The organism is Iningainema tapete BLCC-T55, from assembly GCF_014698965.1.
GTDB lineage: Bacteria > Cyanobacteriota > Cyanobacteriia > Cyanobacteriales > Nostocaceae > Iningainema > Iningainema tapete.
In genome coordinates, this window is sequence record NZ_JACXAE010000036.1 from 15926 (window position 1) to 35272 (window position 19347).

16 protein-coding genes, 1 pseudogene and 2 riboswitches are annotated in these 19347 nt (G+C 40.1%); of the genes and pseudogenes, 13 read left to right on the top strand and 4 right to left on the bottom strand.

Annotated features, from left to right (window positions below; genetic code table 11):
* Positions 1-110 precede the first annotated feature (110 nt).
* Positions 111-986, bottom strand: coding sequence for a hypothetical protein (locus tag ICL16_RS08745; RefSeq protein ID WP_190826457.1), 876 nt, complete (start codon positions 984-986; stop codon positions 111-113).
* A 34-nt stretch (positions 987-1020) separates the two neighbouring features.
* Positions 1021-1818: a trehalose-phosphatase gene (gene otsB / locus ICL16_RS08750; protein WP_190826458.1), complete on the bottom strand. Its 798-nt coding sequence runs from the start codon at positions 1816-1818 to the stop codon at positions 1021-1023.
* A gap of 218 nt (positions 1819-2036) precedes the next feature.
* On the opposite strand from otsB, the pseudogene ICL16_RS08755 reads away from it, so the two are divergent.
* Positions 2037-7104: pseudogene (locus tag ICL16_RS08755) on the top strand (trifunctional serine/threonine-protein kinase/ATP-binding protein/sensor histidine kinase); the annotation flags it as partial.
* A 71-nt stretch (positions 7105-7175) separates the two neighbouring features.
* Here the strand turns inward: ICL16_RS08755 and ICL16_RS08760 are convergent.
* Both ICL16_RS08760 and ICL16_RS08765 read right to left on the bottom strand, forming a co-directional pair.
* Positions 7176-7322 carry a hypothetical protein gene (locus tag ICL16_RS08760; protein ID WP_190826459.1) on the bottom strand — a complete coding sequence of 49 codons (147 nt, stop codon included), beginning with the start codon at positions 7320-7322 and terminating at the stop codon, positions 7176-7178.
* 14 nt (positions 7323-7336) lie between these two features.
* Positions 7337-7630: a hypothetical protein gene (locus ICL16_RS08765; RefSeq protein WP_190826460.1), complete on the bottom strand. Its 294-nt coding sequence runs from the start codon at positions 7628-7630 to the stop codon at positions 7337-7339.
* Between the two features lie 349 nt (positions 7631-7979).
* Positions 7980-8122: riboswitch (cobalamin riboswitch) on the top strand.
* Between the two features lie 133 nt (positions 8123-8255).
* On the opposite strand from ICL16_RS08765, the gene ICL16_RS08770 reads away from it, so the two are divergent.
* The 12 genes from ICL16_RS08770 (at position 8256) to ICL16_RS08825 (ending at position 19219) form a co-directional block, all read left to right on the top strand.
* The gene (locus tag ICL16_RS08770) at positions 8256-9254 is read left to right on the top strand and encodes a methyltransferase domain-containing protein (RefSeq protein WP_190826461.1); all 999 of its coding nucleotides are present in this window, start codon (positions 8256-8258) and stop codon (positions 9252-9254) included.
* Positions 9255-9485: 231 nt separating this feature from the next.
* Positions 9486-9947 (top strand): hypothetical protein, encoded by a 462-nt coding sequence (locus ICL16_RS08775; protein ID WP_190826462.1) that lies wholly within the window; start codon positions 9486-9488, stop codon positions 9945-9947.
* A 117-nt stretch (positions 9948-10064) separates the two neighbouring features.
* Positions 10065-10475, top strand: a complete 411-nt coding sequence (locus ICL16_RS08780; RefSeq protein ID WP_190826463.1) for a hypothetical protein — start codon at positions 10065-10067, stop codon at positions 10473-10475.
* 70 nt (positions 10476-10545) lie between these two features.
* The gene (locus ICL16_RS08785; protein ID WP_190826464.1) at positions 10546-10932 is read left to right on the top strand and encodes a hypothetical protein; all 387 of its coding nucleotides are present in this window, start codon (positions 10546-10548) and stop codon (positions 10930-10932) included.
* A 101-nt stretch (positions 10933-11033) separates the two neighbouring features.
* Positions 11034-11468 carry a QcrA and Rieske domain-containing protein gene (locus tag ICL16_RS08790; protein ID WP_190826465.1) on the top strand — a complete coding sequence of 145 codons (435 nt, stop codon included), beginning with the start codon at positions 11034-11036 and terminating at the stop codon, positions 11466-11468.
* 255 nt (positions 11469-11723) lie between these two features.
* Positions 11724-11856, top strand: a riboswitch (cobalamin riboswitch).
* A gap of 589 nt (positions 11857-12445) precedes the next feature.
* Entirely contained in the window at positions 12446-14449 is a 2004-nt protein-coding gene (locus ICL16_RS08795) for a TonB-dependent receptor plug domain-containing protein (protein ID WP_420485264.1), read from the top strand.
* A gap of 85 nt (positions 14450-14534) precedes the next feature.
* Positions 14535-15413 (top strand): (2Fe-2S) ferredoxin domain-containing protein, encoded by an 879-nt coding sequence (locus tag ICL16_RS08800; RefSeq protein WP_190826466.1) that lies wholly within the window; start codon positions 14535-14537, stop codon positions 15411-15413.
* Positions 15414-15651: 238 nt separating this feature from the next.
* Positions 15652-16734, top strand: coding sequence for an iron ABC transporter permease (locus tag ICL16_RS08805; RefSeq protein WP_190826467.1), 1083 nt, complete (start codon positions 15652-15654; stop codon positions 16732-16734).
* Positions 16735-16860: 126 nt separating this feature from the next.
* Positions 16861-17136 carry a hypothetical protein gene (locus ICL16_RS08810; protein WP_190826468.1) on the top strand — a complete coding sequence of 92 codons (276 nt, stop codon included), beginning with the start codon at positions 16861-16863 and terminating at the stop codon, positions 17134-17136.
* Positions 17133-17513: a clan AA aspartic protease gene (locus tag ICL16_RS08815; RefSeq protein WP_190826469.1), complete on the top strand. Its 381-nt coding sequence runs from the start codon at positions 17133-17135 to the stop codon at positions 17511-17513. Before ICL16_RS08810 ends, ICL16_RS08815 begins: the two co-directional genes overlap by 4 nt.
* A gap of 30 nt (positions 17514-17543) precedes the next feature.
* Positions 17544-18185 carry a Uma2 family endonuclease gene (locus ICL16_RS08820; RefSeq protein ID WP_190826470.1) on the top strand — a complete coding sequence of 214 codons (642 nt, stop codon included), beginning with the start codon at positions 17544-17546 and terminating at the stop codon, positions 18183-18185.
* A 20-nt stretch (positions 18186-18205) separates the two neighbouring features.
* On the top strand, positions 18206-19219 hold the full coding sequence (locus ICL16_RS08825) for an ABC transporter ATP-binding protein (protein ID WP_190826471.1): 1014 nt from the start codon (positions 18206-18208) through the stop codon (positions 19217-19219).
* Positions 19220-19347 lie beyond the last annotated feature (128 nt).

The following is a 19347-nucleotide window of genomic DNA, read 5'->3' on the forward strand; positions in this document are numbered from 1 at the left end:
GAACTAAGCCAGCTAACGTTCAGCTTCACCCGCAGCAAATGACCTTTCGGACTCAACCAATAACCTCTCAACGGTCGGGTGCAAGCGGATTGTTCTACTGCATCAACCATCTAAAGGAATTTGGATGGGATACGTCTTAGAAAGCCTTCATAGCAAACTTGAGGTTGTCCTACAAATTCTCCATCAGAATCTTGGTTATAAAATAACAGCGCAATTCCAAATTCTTCTTCTCCGAACGTTCGTTGCAAATCTCTCCACCGCTCAGATAGATAACGGGCACTACCGAACGTAGCACTGGAACCAAGCCCAGCGCAAATAAACACAGTAGTTTTGCAATCTACATCGTGAATTCGCTGAATGAATGCAGGTTCTACATGATTATCACGTCCTTCATCTATAGGTGAATCTTCAAAGCCTCTACGATGAATACCTATAATGCGTTGCCCCTTACTATCTTTTGCATGGTAAAAATGCCAAGGATAAAGATCAGAATGCTTTATGAAATATTCTTTCAGATAGTAATGGGACAAACTGTTGTATACACCAGTGCCTAAAATAATTAAATTATTATCAAATGCCGGATCTCTATTAGTAATTTTTGAAGGACTTAGCTTGATTGGTACGTCTACAGTTCTTAATTCAATATTTTCTTGACCTAACCAGTCTTGTAGATTTATAGGCAGCAATGCCAAAGGTTTTGCTTTTAATTCGTGCTGTATTAGTAATGCACCATCATATTCCAGTTTATTTATTGCTGCGCCAACATATCCCTTATCAATCATCTCAATACCTGTTGTACCACTAGGTTTAATATTTAGCGTTGATAGATAGATGGAAACATTTGGCTTTGCGTTGCTAATGCCAAAGAAATGTAGAATCTCTTTCCTGTTTTTCCAATAAAAATATGCATAGGCTATGAAACCTATTAAAGCAAGAATTAGTGTGGAAACTATGTTTACTGCTACATTGATCCAAAACTCTAGCATAACATTTCAATACATAACTTTTTACTATTGGATTTCAAGAAAATGAAGTTAGACAAGCCTGCTTCCATCTCGTCAAAAACTCAATGAGTTCTTTAGGTGGCTTTATCCATAAATCAGCATTAGTTGAACGTAATTCTTCACGTACTAAAACACTTAGCCCTCTGGTCTTAAGGACTCTAAATGCATCTTCGTCTGTAGCATCATCTCCGAGATACGCAATTTTAGCTCCTTTACTCAAATTGCAAATAATAGACTCTACTGCTGTGCCCTTATCTTTACCCGAAATACGTAACTCTACTCCGCCATCGAAAAAATGTATCTTAAGATTTGATTTCTTTTCTAATTCTTTCCACTTCTCTTGAATTTGACTTTGTATTAAATTTGCAGATTCTGGTTGTAAACCTCGCCAGTGAATTGCTAAGCTGACAGGCTTTTGTTCACAAAAATCCATTAGACCTAACGCCTCAATGCAATTCTTAGCTTCGGAGAGTGCTTCACTTGTAGCTTCATCAAACGATGTGATTGTGTATTGACCTTTGCTATCTAAATGCTCCCAACCATGAGACCCCCAAATTTCGGGAGGAGGATCTAGATTCAAAAGTGGTATAAGGTCTTGGATGGCACGTCCACTAATAATAACTAGCTGCGTTGTTTGAGTCTGGCGAATATCACTTAGTAAGTTTGTGACACCTGAATAGGGAATAGCTTGATCCCTCTTTATGCAAAAAGGTGCAAGAGTTCCATCATAATCTAGCAAGAGAAGACGCTCTTGAGCCTTTGCAAGGCTATCAAAAAACGAATCTAGGTCAAGTTTTGTTGACAGAAACTTCATGCTCTTAATTTTCTACTGCTTACTTTACCTGAACCTTCCATAGTGTAAACCCTTTATCTAAGACACCACAACCTTTACTAGGAGGGCTTGCGGCATAACGTCGTGTTCAGCGGACGCAGACCAAATGCCAATGCAATAGATAAGTTCCCAGTGGGAATACTAAATCTGGAAGTCTTCAGAATTTAGTAGTATGGTTAGCACTCAACTCAGTATAGCTCGGATATCACGTAGGCGTTGAACTTTACAACGGTTCTAGAACCTTAGTTTATCGCGCTGAGCGAGAAACTGACCAAAAACCTGTAGTGATTAAATTGCTGAAAAATCCTTATCCCAGCTTCAGTGAACTGGTACAGTTTCGCAATCAGTACATCATTGCTAAAAATCTTAACTTCTCTGGAATCATTCAACTTTATGGCTTAGAGGTTTACCAGAATGGCTATGCATTGGTAATGGAATTTGGCGGAATTTCCCTGAAGGATTATTTCACCCCTGTAGAGACGGGATATATCGCGTCTCTACAGGAGTTTTTGCCGATCGCGATCGCCTTGTGCGATATCTTAGACAACCTCATTCGCCACCGCGTCATTCACAAAGACATCAAACCCGCCAATATTCTCATTAATCCAGAAACTCGTGAAGTAAAACTCATTGACTTTAGTATTGCATCTCGGCTGCCACGGGAAACTCAAACACTCATGAGTCTCAATGTGCTGGAAGGCACACTCGGTTATTTGTCTCCAGAACAAACTGGAAGGATGAATCGCGCAATTGACTACCGCACTGATTTCTATTCTTTAGGTGTCACTTTTTACGAATTACTAACCGGACAATTACTGTTCCAATCAAATGACTCGATGGAGTTGGTACATTGTCATATTGTTAAACAACCGTCTTTAGTGCATTCTATTAATCGAGCAATTCCACCCGTACTCTCCGAGATTGTCAGTAAACTGATGGCAAAAAATGCCGAAGACCGCTATCAGAGTGCATTAGGACTGAAGCACGATCTACAAACTTGTTTGGCTCAACTCCAGCAAACTAGTAAAATTGAGGGCTTCCAAATTGCGCAAAGGGATGTGTGCGATCGCTTTATCATTCCCGAAAAACTTTATGGTCGTGAAAATGAAGTTCAAACTCTGCTAGAAGCCTTTAACCGCGTGACTAAAAATCAGACGGAATTAATGCTAGTGGCGGGTTTTTCTGGTATTGGTAAAACAGCAATTGTTAACGAAGTCCATAAACCAATTGTCGAAGAACGTGGCTACTTCATCAAAGGCAAATTTGACCAATTTAATCGCAATATTCCCTTGTCTGCTTTTGTGCTGGTTTTTCGAGATTTAATGGGGCAATTACTCAGTGAAAGTGATACCGAATTGTCAATTTGGAAAGCAAATATTGTAGATGCATTGGGTGACAATGGGCAAGTTATTATTGAAGTCATTTCAGAACTAGCGCAAATTATCGGTCAACAACCGCCTGCAATAGAACTTTCTGGAACTGCGGCGCAGAATCGCTTTAATTTACTATTTCAAAACTTTATTCAAGTATTTACTACAAAAGAACATCCTTTAGTGATTTTCTTGGATGATTTGCAGTGGGCTGATTCTGCTTCATTAAAGCTGATGCAGTTGCTGATGAGCGAGTCTGAAGTAGGATATTTATTATTAATTGGGGCTTATCGCGACCATGAAGTTTGGGCTGCTCATCCTTTGATGTTGACGCTGGAGGAGATTGGCAAAACCAATGCTACCATTAACACAATTGCATTAGAACCTCTGAGTGAAGCTTGTTTAAATCAACTGGTTGCTGACACCCTAACTTGTTCACGAGAAGTCGCAAAACCACTGACTCAATTAGTCTATCAAAAGACCAAAGGAAATCCCTTTTTTAGTACTCAATTTTTAAAAGCGCTGTATGAAGATGGGCTGATAAAAATTGACCTCCACCCCCTTCTGTCCCGCCAAAGTTCGGGGGGAAGTGAAGGGGGGTGGCGATGGCAATGCGATCTTGCTAAAGTGAAGATGTTAGCGCTGACGGATGATGTCGTTGAATTCATGGCGATGCAATTGCAGAAGTTACCTGAGGCAACGCAGAATGTGTTGAAATTAGCAGCGTGTATTGGTAATCAATTTGACTTAATGACCTTGGCAATTGTATCAGAAAAGTCAGAAACCGAAACCGCAACAGCTTTATGGAAAGCTTTACAAGAGGGGTTAATTCTGCCTCAAAGTGAAGTTTACAAATTTTATCAAGATGCTTCACTGTTGACTGCTCACTGTTCACCGTTAACCGTTAACAGTCAACCGTCAACAAATTACAAATTCCTACACGATCGCGTTCAACAAGCCGCATATTTTCTGATTCCTCAAGAGGAGAAAAAACTCACTAACTTGAAAATTGGTCAACTGTTGTTGAAAAACACTCCAGTTGAAGAGCGAGAAGAGAAGATTTTTACAATTGTCAACCAGTTGAATATTGGCAGAGAGTTAATAAATAATCAGACGGAGCGAGATGAACTAGCTGATTTGAATTTAATTGTCGGACAGAAAGCCAAGGTAGCAACTGCTTATGCTGCTGCTGTCGAATATTCAACTGTGGGTAGGGAACTATTGGCAGTAGATAGTTGGGAGAACTATGAACTGACACTTGCACTTGATGAGTTAACAGTAGAGGCAGCATACCTCAGTGGTAATTTTCAGCAGATGGAAACAGCAATGCAAGTTGTACTGCAACAAGCGAAAACTTTGCTGGATAAAATCAAAGTTTATGAGATTAAGATAACTGCTTGTGGAGGACAGAATCAGCTTTTTGAAGCTATTAAAACCGCGCTAGAAGTTTTGCATCTTTTAGATGTAAGTATTCCAGAACAACCTAGGCAGTTGGATATTCAAAAGGGATTGGCAGAAGTTACGTCAAGTTTGACCGGGAAGCAAATTGAGGATTTAATCTACCTGCCGACTATGACCGATCCCATTGGGCTAGCAACAATGCGTATTCTATCAAGTGTCGTTGCTCCTGCTTATCAAGCAGCTCCTGCATTATTATCACTAATAGTATTTAAGCAGGTTGCTCTCTCACTCAAATATGGCAATGCTTCCGAGTCTATTTATGCCTATGGGACTTACGGACTCATTCATTCATAAAATCTGTAGGCAAGCAGTCTTGAATTTACTAGCTAAGTCAGAAAATCCTTGTCTGCTTGTTGGTGAAGCGTACAACGAAGAAATGATGCTGCCACTTCACATTGCTGCGAAGGATAGAACGGCAATTTTCTACTTATATTTCCACAAACTTATTCTTTGTTATCTGTTTAGTGAATATTCTCAAGCAGTGGAAAATGCTGTAATGGCAGAAAAGTATTTAGACGGGGTAACAGCAGCCTTATTAATTCCTGTATTCCATTTCTATGATTCTTTGGCACAGGTAGCGGTGTATCGTGACACTACGTCTGCGTCTCTTGCAGAGCGCATTCTTAGTAAGGTGAGTACTAATCAGCAAAAGATGAAAAAATGGGCTGATAGTGCCTCAATGAATTATTTGCACAAGTTTTATTTGGTGGAAGCAGAGAAACAACGGGTTCTAGTTAACAATGTCGAGGCGATGGAATTGTACGATCGCGCCATCGCTTTAGCTAAAGAAAACGAATACCTTAATGAAGAAGCTCTTAGCAATGAACTAGCAGCTAAGTTCTACCTCAACTGGGGTAAAGAAAAAGTGGCTCAAGCATACATGCAAGAAGCGTATTACTGCTATGCCCGTTGGGGTGCATTAGCCAAAATTGATGACTTAGAAAAACGCTATCCCCAACTTCTTGCTTCGATCTTGCAAGCGCAACGCGATCGCGTTTCAACCGTCGATAAATCCTCATTCCAACATCAAACTATTCAAACAACCCGTAGCAGCAGCAATATTTCCGCAGCCCTCGATTTCGACACCATCCTCAAAGCATCACTTGCCCTATCAAGTGAAATTCAACTACAGCAATTACTTTGCACTTTAATGCAAGTGGTGATGGAAAATGCTGGAGCGAAAAAAGCTGCCTTGGTCATACTCCAAAATGGTAATTTAATAGTTGAAGCCGTAGCTATTTCCAATGAAGGCATTCAGCTGCTATCTTTACCATATGAAAGCAGCCAAGCCATTCCCATCACACTGGTAAACTATGTCAAACGTACCTTAAAAACTGTCGTGTTGGATGATGCCACTACACAAACAGATTTTATCGCTGACCCATATCTAATGCAGCAAAAACCCAAGAGTGTTATGTGTGTGCCTTTACATTCTGGCAAATTTATTGGCTTGCTGTATTTGGAAAATCCCCTGACAATTGGTGCATTTACACGCGATCGCACTGAAGTCATCCAAGTGTTATGCGCTCAAGCCGCCATCTCACTAGAAAATGCGCGTCTGTACCAACAGGCACAGGATTATGCTCAACAGTTAGAGCGATCTCTAGATCAATTAAAGCACGCCCAACTGCAAATGGTGCAAAATGAAAAAATGGCAACTTTGGGCAACTTGGTTGCGGGTGTGGCACACGAAATTAACAATCCCATCGGATTTCTCAAAGGTAGTCTCAACAACATCGAAGAATACATCCAAGATTTACTTGCCCACCTACAATGCTATCAACAATATCATTCCACCCCTGCGCCCGCAGTCATCGACCATGCCGAAAAGATTGACCTAGAATTTCTCACCGAAGACTTACCCAAACTGGTAACTTCAATGAAGGTGGCATCGGAACGGATTAAAGACATCAGCACTAGCCTCCGCACTTTTTCTAGGGCAGACACAGCGGAAAAAGTTGCTTGTAACCTTCATGAAGGGATTGAAAGTACGCTGTTGATTTTGAAGTATCGCCTTAAAGCCTCGGAGAAACGTCCGGCAATTGAGGTAATCAAAGAGTATGGTGAGTTACCAACTGTAAAGTGTTTTTTAGGACAACTCAATCAAGTATTTATGAACATTCTTGCTAATGCGATCGACGCTATTGAAGAAGGTGTGGAGTTTAGGGGAACCAGTACCCCTCAAATTCGCATTAGCACAGAAGTATCCAGCCGCACAGTAGTAACTCGCATCACGGATAATGGTCTGGGGATGCCAGAGGAGATTAAAGCACGTATCTTTGACCACCTTTTTACTACCAAAAAAGTTGGCAAAGGAACGGGATTGGGATTGACGCTAGCCCGTCAGATTGTTGAACAAATGCATAGTGGGAATTTAAGTTGCAACTCCGTTCTGGGTGAGGGAACAGAGTTTGTGATTGAGATTCCTTGTACTTAGTTACCTCAGGCAATGGTGGAATAGATAAAGCTACTGGCGATCGCCACGCAAGAGATTGAGCGTTGCAGAATCTAGAGATGATTCTTATGGGGTAGGCACTTATCTGCCTTGACATCAACATTCAATTCGCGGGCACGTTTATTCGCAGAAGCAATCACGCGGGCAACTGTGACAGCAACATCATCTTGAAGCACATCTGAACTCAACGCTACACTCATAGTTAATCTCCACTCTATAAACCCAAAATCAACGATGTATCCCCGATCTCACTGACTTGTCCATTCGGTTCAATCCAATAGATTTTTGCCTGAGAGATGACAAATTCACCGATGTAAGAAGCTTCCTTCAAATCAGGATCATCTCTCACAGCACGCTTATCTGTTTCACTTGGTTCTTGAAGATAATCGCCTCCAGTGTTGGGATGAGTATGAAATGACGCAGCAATGGCAGTTCCTTCAATCTTAGACCCTGGATGAGAAGGCAGAAAAATGCTGGATTTACGAGCGAGTGATCTCAGCAGGAACACATTTTTAAAGACGCGATATATCACGTCTCTACATCTAAACCAATAATAAACCCCTCTTAGAAATCATCCCAACCTTCAAAACCATATTAAACGATTTGCTGTATCATCATTTCCATTCTGATTGAATACGGGATTAATTGGCATTAATGATTGTCTTGGTTGGTACATTTGTGAGTTATCAGTTATGGCTATTTACTAAAAAGTGTGCACTCGTTGAAAAATAGTCACAAGAATTGTCCAATAACAATTCAGAGCAAGCTTTGGTAAAAGATGAAACTTGCCCCGATGAATGACGAATGCCAGTATAGATCGGACATTAATTTTTATGCAAGCAAATCACAGTTGTGTTAATATGCAAAGGTATCTCGGTTCTAGTGGGAAACAGCCACTAGAGGAAACGGGGAAAGTCCGGTGTGAATCCGGCGCTGTCCCGCAGCTGTAATCAAGGCTTGCCTTGTAAGTCAGAATGCCCACCGAAGTTAACTTGTAAATTTTGTACATCTGCGAGGCACAGGTAAGTACTTTTATGAAAATTTTTACGACTACTAAGCTTTACATTCTCATAGCCCCACATGTCAAGACGCCACAGATGACGGCTTTCTATGAGACGGTAGGCGATTAATTCATGGTACAAATTTTATATTTTGTAATTGGTTTTGTTCTGCTAGTGGTAATTGGAATTGCGGCTTATCTCCTGACTGCTCGCAAGTATCAATCCTCAGCCACAGTTGCTAATTCCTACGATCAATGGACTCTTGACGGCATCCTAGAGTTTTATTGGGGGGAACACATTCACCTCGGTCACTACGGTTTGCCGCCACGACGGAAGGATTTTCTGGTTGCTAAATCTGATTTTGTACATTCCATGGTTAAATGGGGTGGTTTAGATAAATTACCTCCTGGTACTACCGTCTTAGATGTAGGTTGTGGTATCGGGGGCAGCAGCCGAATTTTAGCGAGAGATTATGGGTTTGCTGTCACAGGGATTACGATCAGTCCTATTCAGGTGAAGCGTGCTATGGAGCTAACACCCCAAGGGCTAAACGCTCAGTTTGCAGTTGATGATGCGATGGCATTGTCGTTTCCCGATGCCAGTTTTGATGTAGTCTGGTCAATCGAAGCAGGACCCCATATGCCCGATAAAGCCGTTTTTGCTCTTGAGTTAATGCGGGTGCTAAAGCCTGGTGGAGTGTTGGTTGTAGCTGACTGGAATCAAAGGGATGACCGCCAAAAGCCGCTAAATTTTTGGGAGAAATTAGTAATGCGGCAACTCCTCGATCAGTGGTCTCATCCAGCTTTTTCCAGCATTGAAGGCTTGGACGAACTTTTGGCAGCGACGGAATTAGTTGAGGGGGAGGTAATTACGGCAGATTGGACGAAAGAAACGCTTCCTTCTTGGTTAGATTCGATCTGGCAAGGGGTGGCTCGACCGAGCGGATTTCTGCGTTTTGGACTGTCTGGTTTGATCAAGTCTGTGCGCGAGGTGCCAACGTTTTTACTGATGCGTTTGGCGTTTGGTGCAGGGCTGTGCCGATTTGGAATGTTCCGCGCTGTGCGAGCGAACTCACGCACAGAATTGATGGACACAAATGCTAACCAAACTTCCTCAAGCTTGGTTAGGTAGCGATCGCCTTAAATAACCAATTTTGATGTTAATTGAAACCTCTGCTTCATTATCAGTACTCACGCAGAATTAATTAGACAAAATTTTCTCCTGACTCCTGACTCCTGACTCCTGGCTCCTGACTCCTGACTCCTGACTCTACTACTATCTGACAGTACTGACTAATTCTTGAGAGCTATCTCTGTTATAAAATTCAACTCTGGCAGTTATCAATTCATGAGGTTAATCAAGATGACCGCAGAAACAAACATCCAAGATTGGCAACAAGCTTTTATCGCCACCAATTTATTGGCAATTGGTTATAACGCTTGGGTTGGTTATTTAGGAGGAGAACGCGGTATGGTAATTTGCAGCACCAATTCTCCGCATTTAGGTATTGCTGGCGAAACATTTAAAGCATATTTTATTCCACGCCGTCATCTTGCACCTTTCTTAAATGCGTGGTTAGCCACACCAGATACCGTACTGTTGCAAAGACACTTCATGAACGCTCATATTCTCGAAGCTGTAGATAAGTATAATCCCCAAAAAGATGTTGTATTTTTGTTGGAGTACGGTAATCAAGCTGGGTTTTTCTATTTAACTAATTTACCAATTACACCACCGCAATGTTACCAAACTGTATGCAAAGAATGGGTAGAATTCCAACCGATATTCACCCCCTTGAACGGAGAAAGAATATGTCAAGATTAATTCAACATAAAAATGTTGCTTTTTGGTTTTATCGTTCAATTAAAAACATGCTGGAAGCAGCTAAAATCTTGTGTTCAGAAGTCAATGTTTCTAATAAACAATAATTGGTGAGAGCAATTGTTTAATTTTACAAATTTTTTACTGATTAGCTACACCGCTTGGAAGGGTTTTTTAAAGTCAGGGCGTGGTGTTGTTGTTTGTAATATAAATAATACAGTAGATTTACCCGATACCACTTTTACTACAATCACCGGGAACAAAATTTCACCTGACGAAATCTTGAATATAGGCTTTGTTACTAAAGCCAGATTGCCGGAACATTTGAGTGAGTGGATTGTGCCTCCAAAAGAAGCTACACTGATCCTTCAAGCCGTGGATACCTACAATCCGCGAAAAGACATTATTTTGTTAATAAAATTTAACTCATATTTTGAGGTTAATGTTTTGCAAAATCTTGTCATTTCTCCACCTGAATGTTATGAATGTGTTTACCGAAGATGGAAAGAGTTTATGCCAAATTTGTCATAAATTATACGGTTTGTGCGATGGATGATGAGAATACCTATCTAGGCAGTTAATTTATTTTTAGGAGAATTGAGTGAAGAAATTACTCGTAGCTTTGACTTCTAAACCCGCAGCTTTATTTTCTGTGGCTTCCTTATTAATGACTGGTAAAGTTAGCATCGCTAATCAATCGGTACCGCAACCTGTAGATCGTCCTGACGCTAAGATTACACCAGTATCAGCAGAAAGCCAAAAAGCTTGTGTAAAACATCCAAAACTCGGTAAACATTTTTGCGCTAATGCTCAACAATTGTCTCATTTGAAGAAGGGTGTACCAGAGATTGACGTAACCGACGCGAATAATGAAAAGGCTCTGCTTGGGGTTACAGATGCAGAAAGCGATGCTGCTGTAGCTATGTTTGGTTGTGATTGTGCTGCATCGATAAATTGCTTGCGCCGTCTGCGGAATAGCCTTCCGTAAAATTGATTTTCCTTGATTTTTCATAATCTGTAAAATCTGGAAGTGGGAGAGTAATTTGTATTTTTTCACTCTCCCTATGCGAATTTTTTACTATTAATAATATGAATCGTCGTGATTTTATTGTCTTATTTAGTATAGGTTGGTTTGTGAATTGCTTACCTGTAGTATTCGCAATGACTTATGCGACACAACCTAAACCCATTAAACCCAAATCATCTACATCTGAGAACTGGTTTCTTGTGGGGACGGTAGCGGAGTTAGATAAAACAGGTCAAATCTTCAAAGAAAAATCGCCTTTTGGTCCCATTTTGGTAATTGGTACATCAAAAAGTCAAAATTTGATTGCTGTAAACCCTACTTGCACACATCTTAATTGTAAGGTGGAATGGGAAGTTAAAGAAAAAATATTTTTATGTCCTTGTCACGCTTCAGAATTTGGAGTTGATGGTAAGGTGCAAAATGGTCCAGCCACAAAACCACTCTCAACTTACTTGACCAAGATAGAGGATAATTCCGTTATGGTGAGACGTATTTAGTTGAAAATTTTTAAAAGGTAATTTTAAGTGCCAAATTTCAATCATTTCTTAATAATCACTTGCCAAAAAATTTCTTTCGTGCTAAGGGACTACTTTGTTCAGGTTTAGTATAATTAAGAAGTGTTAATTTTTTGTTAGTGCAAATCATGTAGAAACCGTACAGTAAGGTTTCTACATAACACTTCAAACAGCTCGTCCTGACAATTAATTATCAAAAAAATTCACGTTAAGCGCTTCAATTATTATATGATGATTAACTAGACGGTTCTGGTGGGTGTCAGCCATCAGAGGTAACGGGGAAAGTTCGGTGTGAATCCGGCACTGTCCCGCAACTGTGAAGAGACTTATGTCTCTAAGTCAGAATGCCCGCCCTTGGTAACAAAAAACTCACACGCATCTGCGAGGTACAGATGAATACTGCAATGAATATTTCAACAATCAGTCAGTTTCACGTTGTCATCGTGCTGGAGATACGCTACAGCCAGTACTTTGCTATGAGATCATAGACTAGGAAATTTGGGCAAGGGTTCCGCTCCTAAGTAAGTGGGCGAAATTAAACATAACTTGTGGTTAGTGAAATGGTAAACTGTCCTTTTCTGACTGTTAATTGTTCATTGTTAATGGCTTTGAACAATTAACGCTCTCGTAATGAACCATTAACAATTCAGTTAATAATTTGTTAGGAGAATTCCAAAAATTAGGATTGACAAGCTCAAAAATGAGAATGATAATCAAAATAATGATAATCATTGCATACTCAGTTGCTGAAAGGCAACTGTAATCAGATGTATAGTAATCCTAAATCATTTGTAAACAACAAGATCAACAAGATCCCCGACTTCTTAGAGAAGTCGGGGATCTGAGCCGACAAAACCACTCTTTTATTAGTCAAAGAAGTAAGGAGAGGATTGAATACTATAAGTGTTTCAGATTGGGGAATCCAATTGATGGTGTCTAGTTTGACTGTCTGTTTGCTCATGCTCTATGAGGGTAAAGATGCGATCGCCCAAGGGGCAGCAGCGAAGCTGATCGCTCAAACCATCCCAGCACCAACAGATCAACAAGAACCCGATATTGAACTGACAGTAACGGGTGAGATATTAAATCAGCCTGTATATTCTCCCTTCCGCCGGGAAGGGACAGTAAAAGATTCTACCCGTCCAATTTATGTAATTACCAAAGAAGAAATTGAAGCGCAGGGGGCGAAAACTATCAGAGAAGCGCTGCGTTTTCTTCCTGGAATCTTACCTGATGGTACTGTTGGCACAGAAGTGAATGCATTAAGCGGTCAATTTATCCGAGGTTCCAACACTTCACAAGTACTGATTTTGCTTGATGGTAGACCGATTAACAATTTGGGATCTGGTGGCTTTGACCTTTCAGAGATTACCACCGATAACGTTGAAAGAGTAGAAGTCTTACCAGGAGGAGGTTCTACCCTTTATGGTTCCGATGCAATTGGAGGAGTGATTAACATTATCACTCGTCGTCCGACAGAGAAAGTGACAACATCTGCAAAAGTCATATTTGGTGCTTATGGACTAAATCAACAAAGCATCCAAAATAGCGGGAAAGCAGGGGATATTTCTTGGGTTGTGGGTTACAACCGTACTGAAGCTCAGTATAATTACCCTTTTTCCATCCCTGAAGCTAATTTTGAAGGAACGCGGAAAAATAATGATGTTCTCTATAACAACTTTAATATCAAATTGGAGGCAAATTTAGATTCGCGCAACACCCTCGCCCTCTCAACCTTGTACTTATCAAAAGAGCAAGGAGTTCCTGGAGGAGTCCCTGTTCTTGTACCAGAATTTGGACAAGGTTATTTTAATCGCTTAACTGACAACAACCGCAAATACACAGACCAAGTTCTTACCGATTTAACCTGGAACTCAAAACTGGGAAATGGAAATGATTCCCTTTTAACAGCAAGAGTTTACGCTGATTTTCTCAACACCCGGTTTGATAATCTTACCCTACCACTTTCATCCCAGCAAAGGTTTGATAACAAACAAAATTCTTACGGAATTCAAACGCAACACAGTTGGAAATTTGCTAAAAATCAAACCTTGGTTTATGGCTTTGATTACCGCAACGTGTCAGCACGCAACAGTACTTTCAGCTATTTTACCAACCAAAAAACTGTCAGTTACGACGATAGCATCTCTCAAGGAGCGCTATTTGCCAGATATGAAATTAACTTCACTCCTGGTTTTGCTGTCAATTTAGGCTTACGTCAAGATTTCAACAGTTTAGCAAATGGCTCCTTTACATCACCTAGTGTCGGCGCACGTTGGGCAATTTCTGACTCCACGACCATCAGAGCTAATTATATCAGGAATTTTCGCGTACCCACTCTTTTTGACTTATATGCTCAAGGTTCTACCTTTGTTGGAAACCCAAATCTGCGTCCTGAAAATGGTGATAGTTATGATGTAGGAATTGATCAGAAATTTGGAGATATTGGTCTATTGCGTTTAACCTTCTTTAGCAACACAATATCAGACTTGATAGCTTATAACTTTGCTGTTCCCATAGCCACTTTCGAGAATATAGGCTTAGTTCGTACCAGAGGAATTGAAGCAGCTTTGAACTTGCAACTAGCAAAGAATGTCTACGCCTTTGTTAATTATACCTTAAATGATCCCCGCATCTTAAAAAGTACCAATCCTGCCGAAGTTGACAACGAATTGCGATTTGCAGGTGCGGACAATTTAAATATAGGAATTTCTTATGAAAATCCTCAAGGTTTGTACTTAGGCTTGATTATGCATTCTCTTGGTTCATATCCCACAAATAATACAAACACCGAATCTTTGCCTGGTTACACGACAATAGATGTTAAAACGCGAGTTCCTTTAAGTGATAATATAGTATTGACTGGCAGTGTAGATAACATCTTTAACCAGAGATATCAATTATTCTCGGGTTATCCTGATGCAGGTAGACTTTTTCAAGTTGGAATAAATGCAACATTTTAAGTGCTAATTGTTGATAGCTAATAGTAAAATAACAATTATCCATTAACAATTAGCTATTAACAAAATTTTACAATTCAAAACCACTATGTCACTAGGTAATTCTTGGGTAACACCATTAAATCGAGTCTCCACCGAACCTACACCTACGGGAGGGTACATCGAATATGAAGATTTTGATTGCAGTTGCGACGTTTTATCATCCCTACTTTACACCTTATTTCAGCAGAATTGGCAACAGGTTGGGGTAGGACATATTGTACAAGGTGGCGTATTGGAATTAGAGTTTACTGCTGCACCAAAAATTTGCATTCTTTATGATGGATATCTGACTGTAGTAACAGAAGGTTGGCATCTTCACTTATGTATAGAAGCAAACTTAGGTGGTCCCCATTGTAAGACACCTTTGGAATTAAGAAAAAAGCGTCAAGTAAATCGTGCTGCTTTTTATCGACGGTTTAATGCAGAAAATATCCCTAGAAGTTGGGGAATTGATTTTTGGAATGGTGCAGACGAGAATTTGATGACGATTTTCTTGCCTAATCCATATGTAGAGGGAGAAAATTTATTACCAGAAGGCAAGCCTAACTTAGCAAAATTAGCCTTATACGAAGAACTGCGGGATATTTATGTGTTAGGCAAAAAGCAAATACCGTTTCATAAAAATCCCCTAAAGCATCCTTATATATCAGTTTGTACTTCTAGCCGTTGTCTGCCTTCCCAACATTGGCAACCCACATTTGAATCACTAAAAGCAGCAGTTGAAAAATCTGGTTTAGATGTAGAGGTAAGAACTTCAGGCTGTTTAGAAGTGTGCAAATTAGGTCCTGTAGTATTTTATTCTGAAGATAGAACGTGGTACACTCGCGTTAATCCCAATATCGCTGAAATTATTGTTGATGAGCATTTGATTCAAGGTAAGAAAGTGATTGCAAATTGCTATCCTCCAATGGTTGAAAAAAATTAACCACAGATGCACACAGATGTACACAGATAAGAAGAGTGCGCATACAGATTTTATATTTCTTCGTTAAGATCAACTTGAGTCATTTGTGACAGGTAACAAATAACTCATGACAATCCGAACAATTAAGTATGAAATTTTATGTATCTTCTTCTCTGTGTCCTCTGCGTCTCTGCGGTTCATTTATCTAAATATTTATTACTACTATTAATTAATATTAGAGCAAATTAATTTTATTACCATGTTTATAAAAAAGGATAAATTAAAAAAAATAAATTACTATAATCCAAAAATATTAAGGAAAATACATTTAGTTTTCTCAACATTACTAATAGCCTTAATCTTAGCTTTCCTACTAAACTTAGCGTTAGGTTCGGTTCACATTCCCATCCAGCAAGTTATCACTATATTACTAGGAAAAGAAGCAGAAAAAGCAACTTGGAATATGATAATTTTAAAAATTCGCCTACCAAAAGCTTTAACAGCAACTTTCGCTGGTGCAGCTTTGGGAGTAAGTGGATTGCAAATGCAAACTTTATTTAGAAACCCTTTAGCGGGACCATTTGTATTAGGAATTAGTTCCGGTGCTTCTTTAGGAGTCGCATTAATAGTGTTAACAACAAGTGTAACGGGTGCAGGTAAATTATTAAGTAATTTAGGAGTAATTGGTGATTTGAGTTTAGTAGTAGCGGCAAGTTTAGGTGCAGCAGCAGTATTGGGGTTAGTATTAATCGTATCTCGCCGCCTTCAAGATACGACAACGTTACTAATTTTGGGGCTATTATTTGGCTATGCAACCAGTGCTATTGTCAGTATTTTGTTGCATATAAGTGAAAGTCAGCAAATCCAATCATACTTACAGTGGACTTTTGGCAGTTTTGGTGGTGTAACTTGGCAACAAATGCTAGTTTTAGCGCCTTTGGTACTGTTAGCATTGTTAGTATCTGTAATGCTATCTAAAGCTTTAAATGCACTGCTGCTTGGTGAAGCTTACGCTCGCAGTCTTGGTTTAGGCGTGCAACAAGCAAGATTTTGGATTATTACCAGTGCCTCTATTTTAGCAGGTGTGATTACTGCATTTTGTGGACCGATCGCCTTTCTAGGAGTAGCCGTTCCCCACCTTTGTCGTAGTCTTTTCAACACATCCGATCATCGAATATTAGTTCCTGCTGTAATTTTTGTTGGTGCAATTTTAGCGTTAGTTGCAGATTTGCTGTCGCAGATAAACGGAAGTCAAATAGTATTACCTTTAAATTCTGTCACTGCTTTAATTGGTACTCCAGTTGTTACCTGGGTAATTTTGCGTCGTAATTCTCGCTCCTGACAAATGACTTTACTGCAGTCAGTGTTACTGCTGACTGCTTTTCTCTAGCCTTTTAGTCCAAAGTCCAGTTACTTTTTCAAGTAGTATTTAGCTATAATAATTCAAAAGCAAAAGGCAGGTGTAATTATGCAGGCTATTTTTTGGACTGTAGAAGAAGTCGCCCAAAGAGCTAAACAATTTTACGATCAGGGTATTCGCTCAATAGTTGAGCATGGCGATAATATTGGCAAGATGATTGTGATTGATGCTGAGACTGGCGAGTATGAAATTGATGAAACTGGTGTGGAATCAATATTGACGTTAAAGCAGAAGAACCCAAACGCTAGATTATTTATGATGCGAATAGGTTATGATGTTGCATTTAGCTTTGGTAGTGCTTCTATGGAGCGTACAGCCGAATGATTTATGGAAGATTAATTGGTGGTAAGGCAACAGTTCCAGTAATTTTTCGTTTACCTGAGCAACCTGATTTTTCACTGGATTTTGTCATCGATACTGGATTCAATGGCTATCTCACTTTGCCGCCACAAGCAGTCAATGCAATGAATCTTCCTTTACGTGCCAGTACACCTGCAACATTAGCTGATGGTAGCCAAGTTTTATTATCTATACATTTGGTAATAATTGTTTGGGACAATGTAGAAAAAGTAGTCCCGGTTTTGGCCTCTGGTAATAAGCCTTTACTGGGAGTTGCGATGATGAAAAGATATCATCTAGAGATAGATTTTGAGGACAATGGTTTGGTTTCGTTAGAAAAAATACCATCTTCAATATTATAGAAGAATGCATTACACTGGAGTAATATTCTCATGTTTGCTCTCATTTCGCGGGAAAAAATTCAGCTACCACCAGGAACAGTTGTGCGAATGCCTGGTTCTTGGCTTGACTATCAAGAGTTATGCTCTAGCAGAGGGGATTCAGCCATTCCCCGTATTAAGTACAGTTCTGGAGAAATTTTACTCATGTCCCCTCTCCCCAAACACGGAAGAGATGCTCATTTGGTTGCTAACATAGTTACTACTTTACTTGATTGCCAAAATCGCAACTACGAAGCTTTCACACCCATTACAATGGATTTACCAGAATTCGGGGGGATTGAGCCAGATTACTGCTTTTACATCGACAATTGGCAAGCAGTCGTCGGGCGAGACAGATTAAAATGGGGTACTGATTCATCACCCGATTTGGTGATTGAAATTGATGTAACCACCTACACTAATGCTAGCGATTACTTGCCATATCGAGTCCCAGAGGTTTGGTTGCTCAAAAGAAATCAACTTGCCATTTATAGGTTACAGGAAAACGAATACCAACAGCAAACTACCAGTCGTTACTTTCCAGCGATTGATTTGCAAACAATAGTTGCTCAATGCCTAGAAGCTGCAAGTGAACGTGGTACTGGAGTAGCTATTCGAGAATTACGCCAACGTTTGTCTAATGATGCAGGCTAATCGCTGTCTAGTTTTCTCAAATGAGTAATGCAATTCTCACAACTCATAACCTAACTATTGGTTACAAAACAGCGCTGCGTACTACTCGTACTGTGGCATCTAATATTTGTGCATCTCTAAGTGCTGGTGAACTTGTTTGCTTACTTGGTGCTAATGGTGCGGGGAAGTCAACTCTGCTGCGAACCTTGGCGGGAATGCAACCCCCCATTAGTGGTGAAGTGCAACTTCTCGGAAACAACGTTTACAAGTTAGCGCCGCAGGAGTTAGCCAAACGCTTGAGTTTAGTACTCACCGAGAAAGTTGATGTGGGAATGCTGTCAGCATATGTTTTGGTGACAATGGGGCGCTATCCTTATACTGACTGGTGGGGAAACTTGACACCTAAAGATGAAGAAATAGTCAATTGGGCAATTGACGCTGTGGGAGCTAAACATTTAGCGGTTCGCAATGTGTTAGAACTCAGTGATGGTGAACGGCAAAAAATCATGATTGCTCGTGCTTTGGCACAAGAACCTGTTTTAATGCTATTGGATGAACCAACTGCTTTTTTAGATTTACCCCGCCGCGTGGAAATTATGCAACTGTTGCGGCGTTTAGTGCAACAGACAAATCAGGCGATTTTACTTTCCACTCACGATTTAGATTTGGCTTTGCGTCTTGCTGATAAGATTTGGCTAATGGCAGAAGGTGGTTCTTTACACATTGGCGCACCGGAAGACTTAGTTTTAAGTGGTGTATTTGCTGATGCATTCAGGAGTGAGGGTGTGGAGTTTGATGCACTTACTGGAGAATTTCATCTGCATACGCCAATTCGTGGCACAGTTAATTTGGTAGGTGAAGGTGTAGAGACACAGTGGACAAAGCGTGCTTTGCAAAGAGTAGGATTCCTTGTTGTATCTCATAACAATTGTTCACATCGTGTAGAGGTAATGTCGGCAATCAAACCAGTTTTTTGGCAAGTTACTTGTGATGGTGCTGTGTCAAAACATGACTCAGTGCATGATTTGATTCAATTTTTGAAGAGCGACGATTAAATAAAAACCCTCGTAGAGACGTTCCGGCGGAACGTCTCTACAATCGTGTGAAATGACGAAAAATCCTTGTGTGAGGGGCGATACCTATGATTTGCCAACAGCATCATTTATTTCTAGGCGGACAAAAA

Bases quoted from the DNA above. Each gene is read 5' to 3' on its own strand.
- ICL16_RS08745 (WP_190826457.1), bottom strand. From the start codon at position 986: ATGCTAGAGTTTTGGATCAATGTAGCAGTAAACATAGTTTCCACACTA.
- otsB (WP_190826458.1), bottom strand. From the start codon at position 1,818: ATGAAGTTTCTGTCAACAAAACTTGACCTAGATTCGTTTTTTGATAGC.
- ICL16_RS08760 (WP_190826459.1), bottom strand. From the start codon at position 7,322: ATGAGTGTAGCGTTGAGTTCAGATGTGCTTCAAGATGATGTTGCTGTC.
- ICL16_RS08770 (WP_190826461.1), top strand. From the start codon at position 8,256: ATGGTACAAATTTTATATTTTGTAATTGGTTTTGTTCTGCTAGTGGTA.
- ICL16_RS08775 (WP_190826462.1), top strand. From the start codon at position 9,486: ATGACCGCAGAAACAAACATCCAAGATTGGCAACAAGCTTTTATCGCC.
- ICL16_RS08790 (WP_190826465.1), top strand. From the start codon at position 11,034: ATGAATCGTCGTGATTTTATTGTCTTATTTAGTATAGGTTGGTTTGTG.
- ICL16_RS08795 (WP_420485264.1), top strand. From the start codon at position 12,446: ATGCTCTATGAGGGTAAAGATGCGATCGCCCAAGGGGCAGCAGCGAAG.
- ICL16_RS08800 (WP_190826466.1), top strand. From the start codon at position 14,535: ATGTCACTAGGTAATTCTTGGGTAACACCATTAAATCGAGTCTCCACC.
- ICL16_RS08805 (WP_190826467.1), top strand. From the start codon at position 15,652: ATGTTTATAAAAAAGGATAAATTAAAAAAAATAAATTACTATAATCCA.
- ICL16_RS08810 (WP_190826468.1), top strand. From the start codon at position 16,861: ATGCAGGCTATTTTTTGGACTGTAGAAGAAGTCGCCCAAAGAGCTAAA.
- ICL16_RS08815 (WP_190826469.1), top strand. From the start codon at position 17,133: ATGATTTATGGAAGATTAATTGGTGGTAAGGCAACAGTTCCAGTAATT.
- ICL16_RS08820 (WP_190826470.1), top strand. From the start codon at position 17,544: ATGTTTGCTCTCATTTCGCGGGAAAAAATTCAGCTACCACCAGGAACA.
- ICL16_RS08825 (WP_190826471.1), top strand. From the start codon at position 18,206: ATGAGTAATGCAATTCTCACAACTCATAACCTAACTATTGGTTACAAA.